The sequence below is a fragment of the Psychrobacter sp. Ps6 genome (assembly GCF_022129235.1).
In the GTDB taxonomy this organism is placed as follows: domain Bacteria; phylum Pseudomonadota; class Gammaproteobacteria; order Pseudomonadales; family Moraxellaceae; genus Psychrobacter.
The window spans coordinates 468308-485054 of record NZ_JADQAI010000001.1; the positions used below are offsets into that span (position 1 = coordinate 468308).

Consider the following 16747-nt stretch of genomic DNA (forward strand, 5'->3'; position numbering starts at 1 on the left):
ATAATAATAGTATCGCAGATGCTATGGACAATAAAATAGACCAGATGGCTAAAGGCATCACGATCGTTGCGGATAGCAATATCGCTAGCCTAAATGATTTTTTTAATGAGGTTACATTAGGTCAGTTGTCTGAGCAGACAGTCAATATTATTACTGTCGCTGATCGTGATATTGATGCGAAGCTGCTGTCTGAAGTACAGCCAGATATTTTGTTAATACGCTCGGTCACACAAGTCAATGAGGCGCTACTGGCTGATAATCATAGTGTGCAATTTGTTGGCTCAGCGACTATCGGTACAGATCATGTCGACCAAGACTATTTAGCGATGCGCAACATTACTTTTGCCAATGCCGCTGGTTGTAGCAAGCACTCTGTGGCTCAGTATGTACTGACGGCTATCTTGACCATACGTCCAAACTACTGGCAGCAGCCCGTGACACTCGGTATTATCGGCCTTGGTAATATTGGCGGTACGCTTGCTCAGTATGCCAATGATCTGGGCTGGCAGGTACTTGGATACGATCCATTATTACCAAGCTCTACTATTAATAATGCCAGCCTTGAACAAGTGCTCTCTCAAAGTAATGTCGTCAGTCTGCATGTGCCTTTGACAAGTGAGAAAGTTGCCAGTAATTCTAAAGGCAGTGACTATCCAACGCGTCATCTCATCAATGCAGATACATTGGCCATGATGCCTGCTGATACCATATTGATTAATAGCGCGCGCGGCCCTGTGATTCATGAAAATGATCTCAAGAATGATATTGCTCATACTGGACGGCAAGTGGTTTTGGATGTGTTTGAGCATGAGCCAAGGGTTGCTGATAGCCTCCTGTCTAAGCTCACAATCGCCACACCGCATATCGCTGGCTACACATTAGAGGGCAAGCTACGTGGTACACAAATCATCTATGATGCCTTGTGTGAGAAGCTAGCGATCATACCTGCCCAGTCGATGTCCAACCTGCTACCGCTCAACCTGTTTTTGTGGTCTGAGCTAAAAGCACACCCAGACAGATTGCCAAAATTTTATGACATTATGCAAGATGATGCCTCGTTGCGAAGCAAAATATCTGGTGAAAGTTCTGACAAACAAGTGAATGGCGCTGACTTTGACGGTTTGAGACGTGATTACCACTTGCGCCGTGAGTGGCAATCCTAATCTAGCAATTTAAAAATACTATTCTTAAAAACATAAATAATCTACGTCATTGAAGCATTATTATTTATGAATCACGGTAGACAGTCATGAGCCAATCAAGCAGTACATCTAGTCATAAACCTAACTACACACCCACCATGACACTGGCAATGGCACAGCAACGCGCCAAGTTTATCGGTGATATTCGGCAGTTTTTTATCAGTCGTCAGGTACTTGAAGTGCAGACGCCGCTTTTGTCGCAAGCGGGGAACACCGACACCTTTTTGCAGTCAGTGGCAGCGCACGTGACCTATCAAGATCGTCCTCGTACCTATTATTTGCATACGTCTCCTGAGTTTGCGATGAAGCGTTTACTGGCGAGCTGGCAAGTGCCTATTTATCAAATTTGTCCTGTGTTTCGGGATAATGAGATAGGCGTGCGTCATAATATCGAATTTACAATGTTAGAGTGGTACCAGCCCAATTATAGTCTCGATGATATGGCAGATGAGCTTAATGAGTTGCTTACGGTGCTGTATGGTCATCCAATGGTGATGAGCCATTATCGCTATGTCGATGCTTTTATGGATTTTGTTGGTATACATCCACTGACAGCGAGCCTATCTGCGCTCCAAGCTGTAGCAGAAGATATGGGTTTGATAGGATTTGATTTTAATGATGCTGATGATAGCGAAGAAAACCGTCGTCAGAACTGGTTAGATTTACTATTTAGTCATGCAGTAGAGCCAAATTTGGGACATGATTTGCCGACACTGATCATAGAATATCCACCTGCGACAGCCGCATTGGCAAAGACGGCGCTAGATAAAGAAGGCAATACAATAGCGAAACGTTTTGAGCTGTATATCAATGGGATTGAGATTGCCAACGCTTATGATGAGCTGGCAGATGGCCCAGCATTGCGAGCACGTTTTGAGCAAGACAATCAATTACGTCAGCGTCATCATCTGCCGCAAATGCCCATTGATGAGCATTTAATTGCTGCATCTGATGACTTGATTCCTTGTAGTGGTATTGCGGTCGGTGTTGATAGATTGCTTATGGTCATAACGGGCGCAAAGAGTTTAGAGGAAGTGATTGCTTTTCCCAGTGGTCAAGCATAATAAGATAGATAGCTTTTATTCATAGCAGCAAGAAAAAAGGTCGTCACCAATTTACCAATTGAATATTGGTGAATCGATAACGACCTTTTTTATGATCTGATCCAGTGATTTGACGTACGTAGTTACATCTCAGTAGTCAAACTCACCTAAACAGTGATAGTTTATACTGTAGCAATGGCTTCATTGATGTCGATATCACCATTGTGCAAGTTGAATACTTTTCCAATAGTATTATCTGCGGTTAAGACAGCCGCCAGCGTCGTTGCGACATCTTTAATAGCATTTTCACCAGAGCTGGTATCATTGATAATTATTTTGCCTGTGCCATCACGCTCTTTCAATGCACCTGGCTGTACGATTGTATAGTCAAGTGAGCTGTTATTCACTAACCAATAATCAGCATAGTGCTTAGAGATATAGTAGTCTTTTAGATCCGCAATATTAGGGTTGTTGTCCCATTTCTCAGTCTCTAGCGAGAATACAGAGCTGAGCATAATATAGCGTTTGATACCTTTGTCTTGCGCTGCTTGCATAGTCTTTACTGCACCATGTAAGTCGACTTCTAGTACATTTTTACCACCAGATCCTGCGACAAAATAGACAGCGTCAATATATTGGTCTAGTTGCTTTTCGATAGACTCTTTGCTGGCAGTAATATCAAGATCTAACTGGCTATAGCTATCATTATCAAACAGTTTTTCTTCTTGGCGAGTCGTACCAATTACTTGGTGTTCGTCAGCTAATAATTGCTTAACCAAGTTACTACCGACACGACCACTTGCACCAACGACTAAAATTTTCATAATCATTCCTATTTTTATTTAAATTCTATTATTTGAGGCATTTAATAAATATATTTATCTCAAAAACTGAATGTATTTTAACAAAGATAGGCAACACGCTTCGTTATAAAGCGTGCTGATTGAATAGGTTTTGGTTATAGAGTGTATACGGTTTGCAAGGAAGTAAACATTACCTAGAGGGCGTCACTTAGAAGACATCATCTAATAGTTGGTAAGCAGGTCAGTGTCAGACGGAATGATAAAGCCTACTAACGAACCAAGCGATTGAGACCGTCGGCAAAGGCTTTTTTATCGCGGTCGCCGTAGGGTTTTTGCCCGCTCATCTCTTGCAGCTCTAGGACACCCGTGCCGCGCATGGTGTCCATAAAATCGCGCATATTGAGCTTTTGCTTGATATTATTCTTGTCATAGACCACGCCGCGGGTTGTCAGTACTAGGCCGCCTTTATCCAAAATATCATTGGCTAAAGGTATATCGCTCGTAATCGCCAAGTCGCCTGCCTGTATCTGCTCGACGATATAATCATCGGCCTTGTCGAAGCCTGATGGTACAACCGTCATGACGAGCAGAGGAGATTTGCGTAGTTTGATTGGCTGGTTGGCGACGAATATCGCGACTGTCTTTGTTCGTTCAGCCGTTTTGATAATCAAATCTTTGGCAATCAATGGTACGGAGTCGGCATCCACCCAAATTTGCATTATTTTTTGGCCTTCTCTGTCTTTGGCGACAATTCTGCTTCAACACCGTTATCTTCTAAGTCGTCGCTTTTAGCTGTGGCATCTGCAGTGTTAGATTGGGTATCGATACTTCCATACTCTTTGTCCAAACCTACTTTATTTGGTAGTACGGCAACCAACTTTGCCATGGCTGATTCTAAGTCAGTCACATCATTGGGCATCAAGGTAATATGAGCAATTTTACGATCGTCACGCTCAGCCTTGTGGTAGCTATGATAGTGAGCGCCATCAATATTGAGCACGGCACTGATATCAGGATATTGGCCGAGTACGTTGACCATAATCGCTGGATGGACATTATCTGTATCACCGAGTGGTAAGTTGACCACAGCGCGGATATGATTTTCGAACTGGCTAGTAACCGCGCCTTCGATGCTCCAGTGGCCAGAGTTATGCACACGTGGTGCGATTTCATTAGCCAGTATCGTGGTATGACCGCGAGCATCTTTGGTGACAAACAGTTCAAGTGCCATTACACCCACATAGTCTAGATGGTTCATGATTTTTGTGATGGCATCAGTTGCTTGCTGGAGCAGGTGGCTTGTACCGACCGCAGGAGCTTGAGTTTTTGCCAAAATACCGTGATGATGATGGTTTTCAACCAAATCATAACAGCGTACCTGACCGTTTTGCGCTCTTGCTGCAATGATAGAGACTTCACGATTAAAATTAATGAAACCTTCAGCAATGAGTGGCGCAGGCGTTGGCGTGAGCGAACCTTTACCACTGACGGCGTCTTTTAGCTCAAGCCAAGCTGCTTTAATGTCATTGTCTTGTTTGATCACGAATTGACCTTTACCATCATAACCACCGCGACTGGTCTTCAACACGATAGGCAAGCCCAACGCTTCACAAGCTTGTTTGAGCTCAGCCTCAGAATTAACTTCCATAAATGGCACGGTAGCAATATCGAGCGCATTGAACATCTGCTTTTCTTTTAGACGGTCTTGGGCGATATCAAGCGCAATCAGTGGTGGGAACATACCTTGCTTACTGCCAGACTTTGACAAGCTCGTTAATTGCTCGACCGTAGACGTTGGTGTATTCTCGAATTCTAACGTAAAGACATCAGCGGCTGCGATAAAGTCTGCTAATTGATCGCTATGAAACACGCGACCATATAGGCTGGCAGGGCATTCTGGATTGTCTTCTAAAAACACGCATTGGTAACCGAGTGGCATGGCGGCTTCGGCAAGCATCATACCAAGCTGACCACCGCCTAAAATACCGATGGTACGAATGGTTTGGGTAACAGGATAAGCGTTTGCTGTAGTCATGAAAGGCTCTTTGAATAAAAGTGAATGAGGTCTATGTTGTATTAAAATTTAAAACGCAATGGGCGAAAATAGGAAAAGGTGCACTATAGGCACCTTATATCTAGTATGATTTACTTAAAAATAAAACGTGATAGCTTTTATTTTTAGGCCATCACTATTACAGATTCTGCAAAAAATACTGGTCACTCTATATTTATTTAAGAATTGATAATACCGGGTGTTGGGCTAGCAAGAATGGTCTCAGTCTGAGACTGGCGCATCTGATCGAGCTTAGTAGCGATCGTATCATCATGCAATGCTAATACTTGAATTGCAAGTAGGGCAGCGTTATGAGCACCAGCGGTACCAATCGCCAATGTCCCAACAGCAACCCCTTTCGGCATTTGCACGATAGACAACAGACTGTCCCAACCACTTAGCATAGAGGATTTTACAGGGACGCCAAATACAGGTAGCGGGGTTTGGCTCGCACACATACCAGGTAGATGAGCAGCACCGCCTGCACCAGCGATAATCACTTGTAGACCATTGTCTTTTGCACTTTTGGCATAATCAAATAGTCTATCAGGGGTACGGTGGGCAGAAACCACTTCACACTCAAAGGCAACATCAAAGTCTGCTAGCAATTGTGCAGCGGCACTCATGGTCGCCCAATCAGATTGCGAACCCATGATAATGCCGACTTTTGGTTGACCAGCAGGGGAGGTAATTGGACCGTTCTGGTTAGCCGCAGTATTGGTGGTGCTCATGATTGGATATCCTCAAAAAGACCATCATACAAAAATTTTGCTACACTCGTAAAGCCAAGTTTGACTTTTAATAATGATATGGTGTTAATAGCATTTATATCACTGGTTTATCTCTATTCTTTTGTCGTGATAATGCTGCACAAAGCGACAAGCTGTCAGTGGTAATGGCTGTCCGGTATCAAGCTGATAGCAAGTCAAGTAGCCACTATCTACCGCTGCCGAATAATCAGTACAGGCGACTTGTGGACTGAGTGGCTCAGGTGTGCCAGTGAGCCAATAGTGACCGACAAATACAGGTTTATGTGTTTGTAGCGCAAAGTCGATATTTTCAGCCAGTGCATCAGGCGGTATTTGAGCCAGTGCGGAGGACGGTGCACGAGCGACTTCGCGAAGCGTGCGTGTATTTAACTCATCAAGCCACCAACGCACCCGCACTCGTCTGCGTTCAGTGCCTTCTTTATCTACCATGATGATGCCATCAGGCAACCCTGTCTCAACCCCTTTTAATACTCGTTCTAAAGCATCAAAGGCGATGCTATCTTCTTTAGCCGTCGCGATTAGACCTTCAGAGGTTAGGCAGTTATTATCCGTTAACAGTGGCTTTAGAACCGCCATGCTATCTATATCCCAACAAGCATGCACAAAACACGCATAATCTGTCTCAATCCACAGAGGTATCTCATATAAGCGCTGTAACCAGTATTCGTGCTGCTCTGAGCCGAACGGTATCTCCGCCAAGAATGCTTCATGTTGGCGTTTATGTACCGCATTATGTGAGCGTAGATACTGGCTAGAATCCTCAGGATCAAGCGTAGCATAAGCCAAGGCATTATATTCATGATTGCCCATCACCGCATCGGCCACGTCCGCATCTAACATCGCAAAGACAATCTCTAACGTGGCCAGCTGCTGCGACCCACGGTCAATCAAATCGCCAATGAATAACGCCCGATGACCTGCCGGTGGCACAAAATGCTGACCGTTATACTCGTAGCCTAATTGGTTTAATAAACCAACGAGCTTGTCTGCATAACCATGAATATCACCGATAATATCTATAATCATAATGAAGTATTAAATCTCAAACGTAAAAGTAAGCAACTTGCTTAATTGTCCTGATTCAAAGAATCTCTATTTAAGAAAACAGTTTAAAAACCAGGCGACAATAAAGCATTTATAAAATGGGGTAGTACTTTAGGTTCTAAAATAATCGTAGCAATGACGCCAAATGCGCCGCCCCACATATGTGCCATATGATTGATATTTGAGCCACCGCGTTTGTCCGCGTAAATACTATAAAACACGTAAGCGACGGCAAACAGTATCGCAGGAATAGGAATAATGGCAAATAAGTAAATTCGCTCCCACGGTGCTAGCAAAATAAAGGCAAATAAGACCGCTGACACACCGCCCGATGCCCCAAGACTTAAGTAACTGGCATTGTTTTTATTTTTAAGATAGCTTGGAACCATGGCAACAACAATAGCCAACACATAAAAAACCACAAAACCATAGCCGAACAAAAATGAACGATATAGCCCTTCAATAGCTCGGCCAAAGAAGTATAACGTAAACATGTTGAATAGCAGATGCATACTGTCAGCATGAATAAAGCCATGCGTAACAAAACGATCCCATTGTCCGTTATTTACGGCGGGTGGATAAAAGATAAGACGGTTGAGCAATTTCTTGTTTTGCCATGCTAATAAGCTGACAATAACAGTAATGATGATAATAAGGGTCGTATGGTTTAACAAAGGAAAATCCTTAGGCCGCGCCTGATAGGTGACAATGCAATAAATGGCAATGCGATAAATGACAATGTTCAAAGCCTAAGCGTTAGGGCTGAGTAAAAACAAATATGACCATTAATTAATATATTGATACTAATTTCGAGTTGCTCGTAATGTAATTAGTTAATACTAACAGCAGTTATGCTGATACAAATATCTATTATGTGACAAAACGATGCATTTTTATGCTTTTATAGTGAGTAGTGTAGCAGTGTATCATGTGAGATAAGTGAAACCGCTATATAGACGTCGATGCTGCTAAGAAACGCTGGACAGTTTTAGGGCAAGTAGCCATATATACAACGAACAATAAGTGCTTAATTTTTGCAGATTTAAAAAGTCGAGAGAGGCAGTGATCCATGAGTATTATCGATCAATTAGAACAGACCGTCACCCCCGCTATATTGGGCGAGCATAATCGCAGTGATAGCGTGGCTTATATCAGCTTACTTGAGCAGTTTTATGCCATTTTAGCCACGCGCTTAGCGGTGCCACAGGTCTACTCGCAACTACTTCGTAACGATCAGGTGATGGCTAATGACAGTATTGCCGAGCGGCCTTTATTTGAGCAGCTATGGCAAGACCAAATACTACAAAAAACGATTATCCAAGAGCTGTCAGCCGCGCATCATATCGATGAGTCGATCACTGCCCAACTGCTGATTAATGCAACATCCTTAGCCTATCGTGAGCTAAAAGTTTTGGCTAATGGACAGTTTTTGCCAGCATTTTTGCAGGGAGAGCAATCGACGCTGCGCCCATATTTACCTATATGGTCGACGTCCGTTATCTCTGCTACTCAAGGCGCTGGACACGAATCAACATCCAACTTTGTTGCAGATAATGGTATCGCGCCATTGAATGATACCGTACCAAATAAACTTAATAAGCCTGATCTAAGCACCAGCGCAATCGCTGCAACGACAGCCGCTACAGCCGCTTATGTGGAAAACGCCAATATAAGTGCTACTGACGGATTAAATGACGATGAGCATCTTGGTGACAGTAATGACGCTATTCATGCCAGTCCAGCAGCTCATCACTTGGCAGAAAATAGCAACATCAAGCGAGAGCACGTGCGCACTCGCAATCAGCGAAACGACCTCCTAGTACGGGTGTTTTTATTAATAGTAGCGCTTGCTGCGATGGCACTGGCTGCTTGGGCATTATTAATAAAACCCAAAAGTGACATACCAGTAGAACCTGTTGCTGTCGCGCCTGTGGTCACTCCAGCTCCGCCACCAGCACCAACGATGACGCCCATCGAGTTCATCGTTGGCGTAGATGATAGTGGCAACCTCTATACTTGTAGCGCGACGATCGGTGATGCAGCGCTACAAGGCTCGTTACAACAGGCACTCAATACGAGCTTTGGTGAGCAGGCGAGTATATGTGAATTGACCGTGAAGGATGGAATAGCAACCACTATCGCAAATATGTCTGCGGAGATATTGCCTAATGTCCTGACCATGCTCAGATCGACACCGTTCGCCCGTCTACATTTACAAAACGATCGTCTGACAGTAGAGGCGCCGGATGACATGCTACTACAACAATTGGTCACAAATGTACGTAGTTTAGCACCAACCATGGCAGTCGATAGTACTGCGCCATTGCCACTGCCTAACAACAGTAATGGTGATACGACATATGGTATGGCAGGCACTAATGGAGTAAACAATCAATTCGGCGATGGAGCAGACGTTAATAACCAATATAGCAATGACGGTATGAGCAATGGTACTGGAGAATATCAAGCCGCTGATGATGATACAGGCGATCGCGTGATACCCGCGCCACTACCTAACAATAATGATGGATTTAATAACAGTCCCAACAACGTACCCGCCAATGTTCCAAGTAACATTCCTAGCAACGTCCCTTCCAGTAATAGAACAAGCAGACCGCCAGGCCCTATTTCTGAGTCAGAAGTAGATGACATGGCGAGTAGTGTCATCGTTGCCGAACCAGCACAAGTCAGGTAGTAAGTCGTATAAAGTACATTCAAATCGACTCAGTTTGAGTGTACTTTTAGAACTTTTAGAAATAGTTCAAAAATTAGGCAAGGGAGCGGTATGAATTTGTCATACCGCTTTTTTGATTTTAACGGGTCTTAGCTTACGTACTTGAGGTATGAGTATCAAAAATGGTGCTACTTCACAAAAGCAGCGGGTTTGCGTAGCTGAGTATCAAACTTCTATTAACTTGTACTCAAATGCCTTTATAGCCATATATGTATAGTTACGAGTACCAACTGAAACATTACTTAACGTATCATTTGCACAACAACGTATCGACTGTGAAAACACCTTCAACGATTCTATAATATCCAAAACCAATTATAGTGGTCTGATAAATCTGACTTGATAGAGTAAACAGCCGCCACGTTATTAGATGATTTTATGCTTTATATAATCGAACAATATAAATAAAAATTAAGGGGAGAGTTGTATTATGGATATTATCAGTCATTTGACACGCACAGTCAGCCCAGCCGTATTAGCAGACGATCATAGTCCTGCTAAGCAAAATCTACTTGAGCAATTTTATGCAATTTTTGCGGCTCGCCTCGCGAATAATGATACCTATAGCCGTTTTGCTAATGAAAATATCGCTCGTGATGATAGCGCTTTTTATGATCGTGTGTGGACAGAAGGGGCTCACCGTGACCAAATCTCTCGTGAGCTCGCTAATGCACATGGTGTCGATGAGACAGCCTCTCGTGGTCTGATTGCTATGGCAGCGCCGCTTGCTTTTCATGAAATTAAAAGCTTGGCTGGAACCACCCCTGTACCGCAATTTCTCAATGACAATCTCAGCAGTTATCAGCATCATATTCCTGCATGGGCGGCGGCGGTCTTACCAGCGAGTGCCATTGCAGCCACTCCTGCTGCGGCACCCATATCCGATACGGCCAGTACCGTACCACTACAGAAAGAAGAAGAGCCACAAGGCAGCTTTATGAAAGCCCTATTACCGATTATTGGTCTGATTATTCTGGGTGCATTGGCTTGGGCCTTATTAAGAGGCTGTCAAGAGAACCCTGAGCCTGTTGCTACGCCGATGGCTACCGCGCAGCAAGACGAGCAAAGTAATGAGCAAGCAGTAGTGGCAACTGACATCGAGCCTGCCTCACTCCGTATCGCCACTGGCGAAAATGGTGAGCTATACGCTTGCCGCATGAGCGTGGGCAACGAGACGCTACAGACCAATGTGATGAATGCGCTAACTGGCGCATTTGGTGATGAAGCCAATAAGTGCCGCGCTGATGTTGATGATAATTTTGCCATAGATATGCCAGCCGCTGCGCAGCTTACGACGATATTGCCTATCGTCAAAAATGTACCGAATGCTAGCATGGTGATTAAAGGCGATACCATCACGGTCAATGCACCTGATAAAGCTATATTAGATAAGCTGGTATCTGATTTACAAGCCGCTGCACCAGCGATGAGGGTAGAAGCTGAAGGTCCATTAGATCTGCAAGGTGAGATTGACGAGAGTGTGGCTGCTGCAGATGCTGCTATGACCAATCTCGGTGACAATCCAGACCCACGTGATGTCGCGCGCGCTCTAAGCCTTCAAGTTATTAACTTTCAAGTGGATGAAGCCGTTATCCCTGATGTCAATAAAGCCATTCTTGATCGTGCTGCAAAAATCATCAACGAAGTGCCTGATATGAACCTGATGATTATCGGTCATACAGATAGCCAAGCATCGGATGCTTATAACATGGAGTTGTCTCGTGAGCGTGCTGAGTCAGTAAAAGAATATCTGGTGGCTCAAGGTGTTGATGCGAGCAAACTTAGTACAAAAGGTATGGGTGAGACAGATCCTATCGCGGATAACTCAACTGAGCAGGGTCGTTTCCGTAACCGCCGGATTGAGTTTATGGTTAATGACAAAATGGTCGATCCAAATAATGGCATGATTATCAACAGTGACTCGCTTGACCCAGACTTGAATCCGCTAGACAACGATAATGATGATTTGTTACCCGATGGCGATGATGCGACTCAAGGTACTGCAGCAGATCCAACGAATTAATCAAAAAATATCTAATTTGACAGTAATCAAGTCTAAAAAACCGCGTCTTAACGATGCGGTTTTTTATTTGCCAAATTTTTCAGCTATTCTGTATGAATACGAAGCTACTTATAGTCAGTAGGGTCTTTTGATTCATTGGCAGGTTCATCAACTTGTGTATCAGACTCAACGTTAAAAAAGGTCTGAGAGACATTGTTTTTTGCTTGTTGCCAATAATCAAACTGCTGGCAAGTAGACTCAAGATCACCTTGCCACTTTGGTATATTACCGCACATGGTTTTGATGCGCTTCTGGTTAGGATAGGGTAGATCTTGTGCTGCTGCTGCCGCTTCATGAGCAGCAACGCGATCGTTACACACCAATGCAATATCGCAACCAGCTTCAATGGCAGCTTTTACGCGAGCACTGACATCGCCAGCGGCCTTTGCACCTGCCATCGATAAATCATCAGAAAAAAGCACACCATTGAACGCTAGCTGATCACGAATAACGTCTTTTAGCCAAATTTTGGAAAATCCTGCAGGTTTGTTATCTACTTGCGAAAAAATCACATGCGCTGGCATCAAAGCATCAAGCAGTGACAGCGTTTGCGCAAAAGGTTGCATGTCACTATTGATGATCTCGTCCAAACTACGTGTATCGATGGCCTCTGATACATGAGAGTCAGGAGCGATAGCGCCATGACCAGGGAAATGCTTGCCAGTAGTGGCCATACCAGCCGCTTTCATGCCACGCATAAATTGCGTGGCTAGGGCAACGATCGCTTGTGGCTCCTGATGAAAGCTACGGTCACCGATAACTTGGCTGATGCCATCTCTATCCAGCACGGGCGCAAAGCTCAAATCAATACCTACCGCCAGTACTTCGGCTGCCATCAGATAGCCGCAGTCATATGCGCAGCTGAGCGCACGACTTGGGTCGTGATTGAATAACTCACCAAGCCTGCCCATAGCAGGTAGCGGTGTAAACCCCTCACGCAGCCGTGCGACTCGCCCGCCTTCTTGATCGACACCGATCAATATATCCTGATTGTGATACCGGATATCGTCACACAATGCGCGTACTTGGGCCGCATCGGCGACGTTTCGCCCAAACAGTATGACCCCGCCGACCTGTGCTTGTTTGATCAAGCTGACGTCTTCTGCGGTCAGTGCGGTATTATCGATATCAATCATTAAAACGCCGTACATTGCGTCATCCTTATTTTTTTGTGTATTGTTATATTATGGGGTTGACCGATCATTGATGTCCAATCGCTTAGCAGTCATTACTCATGTACTTTATTATGACAGTTATTATCAATTGAGCCTAATGTGGCAGATTATTGGTATCAAATCAATTTGTGGATAGTCGGCGAATTAATGCTAATAGCCTTCAGTCGCTATGTGTGATAAAAGTGATAGAAAGTTTGGTATGTGCAGGCGTTGCGTGTAAGATTGCTTATACAGTTTGAGACAGTTCAGTATTTATGCACATGATAATATTGATTTTTGACTATATATCAGGATTCGATAATAAGCGTCAGAATCTGTATTCAGAATCCATATATAAAAAGGCGACGGAATAATAAAGCTATAGCGTTGTAAGCTCATAGCAATGAGCAGGCTAACGCAGAGTAAGACAGATATTGAGCAAAAACAGACGACAGTCATGGGCAATAACACATTCAGCAGTTTTTAATTTTTATAACACCAATAATATCACTAACTTCAAATAACTAGGTACATATGATGAAAAAACAACCAGCACAGTGGTTACTCAGTGCAGCGTCAGTGGGCATCGCCGGTATTATCCTGACACAAAGCTACGGTACTGCCGTAGCAGAAACCAATACGGGAAGTTTTGTTCAGACACCTGAGCAAAAGGTCACTACTCGCCAAGTCGCCGCTTTGCTGGATCGCAGTCATTACCTTAATCAGCCATTAGATAGCAAAACGGGTAGCGAAATCTTATCAATGTATATTGATAGTCTTGATCCAAATCATACCTTGTTTTTGCAGTCTGATGTTGATGAGCTGAAGAAAAAGCATGCCGATGATTTTGGCGCTCGACTCAAGCAAGGCGACCTATCGGCAGGGGTAGAAGTTTTTGATCGTTATCGCAAACGCTCAAATGAATATTTTGCCATGGCAACCAAGATGCTAAAAAAAGATATTGATTTGACCGGTGACGACACCATCATTCTTGATCGTGAAAAGCTCGGCCATTTCAAAACCAAAAAAGAGCAGCGTGACTATTGGGAACGTCAGCTAAAGTTTCAGCTGATGAGTATCACGCTGGGACAAGAGGACGAAAAAGCCAAAGAAAAAGTATTTTTAAGCAATCCAGATATCACTCGTGGACAAGACTTGGTACGCAACGATGAACGTACGCCAAATGAGATTTTGCAAAATCGTTTGTTGCGGCAGCAAGAGCAGTTTAAGCGTCTCAAAGATGATGAAATCATGGAGACTATCCTAAATACGGCAATGCTGACCTATGATCCGCATAGTAACTATTATGCGCCGATTCAAGCAACTGAACTACAGATTCAATCTAGTCTACAGTTAGAAGGCATCGGTGTTTCTATTCGTCCTGATCGTAAAAATCCAGATTACACCCGCATTGTGACCTTGGTAGATGGTGGTCCAGCGGCCAAATCAGGTCAAATCAAGCCCAATGACTTGATTGTTGGTATCGCAAAAGATGGCGAGACCATGACAGACGTGGTTGGCTGGTCGACGCGTGAGATTGTCAGCTTGATTCGCGGTAAGCGTGGCACGTCGGTAACACTTAAGCTACGTCAGCCTAATACACCAGATGCCAGTGCCCGTACGGTCACCGTCGTGCGTGATATTATCCAGCAAGAAGAGTCAGGCGTGACTCAGCGCGTGGTAGAGGTACAACGTCCTAATATCGACAAAACACCAAAACGTATTGGCGTACTTGAGATACCGAGCTTTTATCTAAACTATCGTGCGCGCCGTAATGGTGAGGACTACCGTAGTGTCAGTATCGATACCGAAAAAGCATTAAAGGAATTGAATAAAGAAAATATCGATGGTCTGGTTGTCGACTTACGTAATAACCCTGGTGGCTCATTGGATGAGGTTGCCAAAATGCTAGGGCTCTTTATCAAGAGTGGACCACTGGTACAAATTCGTGATAATCGCGGCAATATTCAAGTGTACCGTGATGACGATGGTGGCGAGCAGCTTTATGATGGCAAGATGGTGGTTATTACCAACCTAGCATCGGCCTCAGCCAGCGAAATCTTTGCCGCGGCCATTCAAGATTATGGTCGTGGATTGGTGGTGGGTAGTACGACCACAGGTAAAGGCTCTGCGCAGATTCAACTTGATAGCTTGGCGCTAGGTTCTGCAACCTTGACTCAGCGTAAGTTCTATCGTATCACAGGTGGTAGTACGCAGAATAAAGGCGTGGTACCTGATGTTGAATTGGTCAATATCTATGATGATGCGACCTTTGGCGAACGCGCGCAGAAAAAAGCCTTGCCTTGGGATACCATCAGAACGGCGCCTTATAAGCCTGAAGGGAAGTTCACTAGCGATACACTAGCGACGCTCAATCAGCAGTCTAAGATGCGCCAAGAGAAGAACCCGCAGTTTACTTATTTGTCGACGCTCAATGATATTCGTAATATGGATGATGAGAAAAAACCGGTTCGTTTAGATATTAACAGCCGCCGAGCCAAAATGCAGCTGATTGAAAAGCGTTCGTTAGAAGCCGAAAATAGACGTCTTATCGCTACTGGTGAACGCCCCTATTCTAATTGGAATACGTATCAGGCCGCGATGGATGCAAAGTTTGAAGAGCGTAGCCGTATGAAAGCTGCTGAGCGCCCAGAGTTGCCAGAAGATGAGGCGTTTATTAATGAAGCCGCTTATCTGATGCTGAGTGCAGAACCCAAAAAATTGCTCAGCCCTGAAGAGAAGCTATAAATTATCAAGTACCCACTATGCCCATGTAAGCATATGCTTACATGGATTGACGCTTGAACCACTTACCAATCATAGGTCAATCTGCGACTATAACTGTACGGTACGATTGAACGAAACGGTTCATTGATACTAGGGATTGGTATCTTAAAGGTCGCATCAGGGATAAGTGGTTTGCTGATTAGGGATGATAAGGCTGGATGCCTGTCAGTTATGAGATACCCCGGGATTAGGTATCACGTAACGCTAACATGGATGGTTGGTAATAAAAGCCGCATGACGCTTGTCGTTATGCGGCTTTGTTATGTCTGGAATTTGGTAATATATTTTATCGGATATTTATAAGTAATCTATAAATTGCCTTTTCTCTATTGATTTAACCTATGACTTACTATAAAAATTCCATAAAAAAAGACCAGTAGACATTGCCACTGGCCTTCTTGATTAGTCGATTCATTCTTTAATCATTCATCGTCTAATCATTTTCACTATACTCTAGAAGAGATTAGTGCTCAACGCCACCTGCGCCATGTACATGGCCGTGGTTTAGTTCGTCTTCAGTTGCTGCACGTACTTCCTGGATTTCAACGTCAAATGTCAAACGCTTACCAGCCAATGGATGGTTTGCATCAACGGTTACTTCTTGATCGTTTACGTCAGTTACCGTCACTAGCATAACTTGGCCACCAGCTTCTGATTGGAACTGCATACCAGGCTGGATATCATCAACGCCTTGGAAGTTTTCGCGTGGTACGTGCTGTACCGCTTGCTCTTGGTACTCGCCGTAGCCATCAGCAGGTTCAACTACTGCGTTGACTTTTTCGCCAGCAGATTTGCCTTCTAGTTGTGATTCTAGGCCTGGGATGATGTTGCTGTGACCATGTAGATAAGCAAGTGGCTGACCTTCTGGAGACTGGTCAAGGATATTGCCTTCGTCGTCTTTTAATGTGTAATTGAATTTGACGGCAGTGTCTTTTGCGATAGTAGTCATAAAATATCCTAAATATATCTATGTAAAAAATTAAATACGGTTGCAATAAACCTAAAAAAGCCAATCAGCAAGCCAAGTAGCCACAGTATTAGTCAATTATCATCAGTTTATTAAAGTAACTTTAGCAGTTAGCATCTTTAATTGAG

The 16747-nt window shown here is 44.0% G+C and carries 13 protein-coding genes; 5 read left to right on the forward strand and 8 right to left on the reverse strand.

Annotation, left to right across the window (positions count from 1 at the left end):
* Nucleotides 1–44 precede the first annotated feature (44 nt).
* Nucleotides 45–1163 carry a 4-phosphoerythronate dehydrogenase gene (locus tag I3255_RS02005; RefSeq protein WP_238036530.1) on the forward strand — a complete coding sequence of 373 codons (1119 nt, stop codon included), beginning with the start codon at nucleotides 45–47 and terminating at the stop codon, nucleotides 1161–1163.
* A gap of 86 nt (nucleotides 1164–1249) precedes the next feature.
* Nucleotides 1250–2266, forward strand: a complete 1017-nt coding sequence (gene epmA / locus I3255_RS02010; RefSeq protein WP_238036296.1) for an EF-P lysine aminoacylase EpmA — start codon at nucleotides 1250–1252, stop codon at nucleotides 2264–2266.
* A 161-nt stretch (nucleotides 2267–2427) separates the two neighbouring features.
* Here the strand turns inward: epmA and I3255_RS02015 are convergent, their stop codons facing one another.
* From I3255_RS02015 to I3255_RS02040, 6 genes are all read right to left on the reverse strand, one after another.
* Nucleotides 2428–3069 carry an NAD(P)H-binding protein gene (locus I3255_RS02015; protein WP_238036297.1) on the reverse strand — a complete coding sequence of 214 codons (642 nt, stop codon included), beginning with the start codon at nucleotides 3067–3069 and terminating at the stop codon, nucleotides 2428–2430.
* Nucleotides 3070–3317: 248 nt separating this feature from the next.
* Nucleotides 3318–3767 carry a DUF188 domain-containing protein gene (locus I3255_RS02020; RefSeq protein ID WP_238036299.1) on the reverse strand — a complete coding sequence of 150 codons (450 nt, stop codon included), beginning with the start codon at nucleotides 3765–3767 and terminating at the stop codon, nucleotides 3318–3320.
* A complete protein-coding gene (locus tag I3255_RS02025; RefSeq protein ID WP_238036300.1) occupies nucleotides 3767–5083 on the reverse strand; it encodes a 5-(carboxyamino)imidazole ribonucleotide synthase in 1317 nt (438 codons plus the stop codon). Before I3255_RS02025 ends, I3255_RS02020 begins: the two co-directional genes overlap by 1 nt.
* Before the next feature lie 197 nt (nucleotides 5084–5280).
* A complete protein-coding gene (gene purE, locus I3255_RS02030) occupies nucleotides 5281–5832 on the reverse strand; it encodes a 5-(carboxyamino)imidazole ribonucleotide mutase (protein ID WP_238036306.1) in 552 nt (183 codons plus the stop codon).
* Nucleotides 5833–5931: 99 nt separating this feature from the next.
* Complete coding sequence (locus I3255_RS02035; RefSeq protein ID WP_238036308.1) at nucleotides 5932–6897, reverse strand: metallophosphoesterase; 966 nt, start codon at nucleotides 6895–6897, stop codon at nucleotides 5932–5934.
* A gap of 83 nt (nucleotides 6898–6980) precedes the next feature.
* Nucleotides 6981–7589 (reverse strand): rhomboid family intramembrane serine protease, encoded by a 609-nt coding sequence (locus tag I3255_RS02040; protein WP_238036310.1) that lies wholly within the window; start codon nucleotides 7587–7589, stop codon nucleotides 6981–6983.
* 395 nt (nucleotides 7590–7984) lie between these two features.
* Between I3255_RS02040 and I3255_RS02045 the strand changes: the two genes are divergently transcribed.
* Together I3255_RS02045 and I3255_RS02050 are read left to right on the forward strand one after the other, a co-directional pair.
* Nucleotides 7985–9610 carry a hypothetical protein gene (locus I3255_RS02045; RefSeq protein WP_238036312.1) on the forward strand — a complete coding sequence of 542 codons (1626 nt, stop codon included), beginning with the start codon at nucleotides 7985–7987 and terminating at the stop codon, nucleotides 9608–9610.
* 469 nt (nucleotides 9611–10079) lie between these two features.
* Nucleotides 10080–11672, forward strand: coding sequence for an OmpA family protein (locus I3255_RS02050; RefSeq protein WP_238036314.1), 1593 nt, complete (start codon nucleotides 10080–10082; stop codon nucleotides 11670–11672).
* Nucleotides 11673–11776: 104 nt separating this feature from the next.
* On the opposite strand, the gene nagZ is transcribed toward I3255_RS02050, so the two are convergent.
* Nucleotides 11777–12862, reverse strand: coding sequence for a beta-N-acetylhexosaminidase (gene nagZ, locus I3255_RS02055; RefSeq protein ID WP_238036316.1), 1086 nt, complete (start codon nucleotides 12860–12862; stop codon nucleotides 11777–11779).
* 540 nt (nucleotides 12863–13402) lie between these two features.
* Between nagZ and I3255_RS02060 the strand changes: the two genes are divergently transcribed.
* The gene (locus I3255_RS02060) at nucleotides 13403–15613 is read left to right on the forward strand and encodes a carboxy terminal-processing peptidase (RefSeq protein WP_238036318.1); all 2211 of its coding nucleotides are present in this window, start codon (nucleotides 13403–13405) and stop codon (nucleotides 15611–15613) included.
* Between the two features lie 502 nt (nucleotides 15614–16115).
* Here I3255_RS02060 and I3255_RS02065 read toward each other — a convergent pair.
* Entirely contained in the window at nucleotides 16116–16601 is a 486-nt protein-coding gene (locus I3255_RS02065; protein ID WP_201598934.1) for a peptidylprolyl isomerase, read from the reverse strand.
* Nucleotides 16602–16747 lie beyond the last annotated feature (146 nt).

Bases quoted from the DNA above. Each gene is read 5' to 3' on its own strand.
- I3255_RS02015 (WP_238036297.1), bottom strand. From the start codon at position 3,069: ATGAAAATTTTAGTCGTTGGTGCAAGTGGTCGTGTCGGTAGTAACTTG.
- I3255_RS02035 (WP_238036308.1), bottom strand. From the start codon at position 6,897: ATGATTATAGATATTATCGGTGATATTCATGGTTATGCAGACAAGCTC.
- I3255_RS02005 (WP_238036530.1), top strand. From the start codon at position 45: ATGGCTAAAGGCATCACGATCGTTGCGGATAGCAATATCGCTAGCCTA.
- I3255_RS02050 (WP_238036314.1), top strand. From the start codon at position 10,080: ATGGATATTATCAGTCATTTGACACGCACAGTCAGCCCAGCCGTATTA.
- I3255_RS02020 (WP_238036299.1), bottom strand. From the start codon at position 3,767: ATGCAAATTTGGGTGGATGCCGACTCCGTACCATTGATTGCCAAAGAT.
- I3255_RS02045 (WP_238036312.1), top strand. From the start codon at position 7,985: ATGAGTATTATCGATCAATTAGAACAGACCGTCACCCCCGCTATATTG.
- nagZ (WP_238036316.1), bottom strand. From the start codon at position 12,862: ATGTACGGCGTTTTAATGATTGATATCGATAATACCGCACTGACCGCA.
- I3255_RS02065 (WP_201598934.1), bottom strand. From the start codon at position 16,601: ATGACTACTATCGCAAAAGACACTGCCGTCAAATTCAATTACACATTA.
- I3255_RS02025 (WP_238036300.1), bottom strand. From the start codon at position 5,083: ATGACTACAGCAAACGCTTATCCTGTTACCCAAACCATTCGTACCATC.
- epmA (WP_238036296.1), top strand. From the start codon at position 1,250: ATGAGCCAATCAAGCAGTACATCTAGTCATAAACCTAACTACACACCC.
- I3255_RS02060 (WP_238036318.1), top strand. From the start codon at position 13,403: ATGAAAAAACAACCAGCACAGTGGTTACTCAGTGCAGCGTCAGTGGGC.
- purE (WP_238036306.1), bottom strand. From the start codon at position 5,832: ATGAGCACCACCAATACTGCGGCTAACCAGAACGGTCCAATTACCTCC.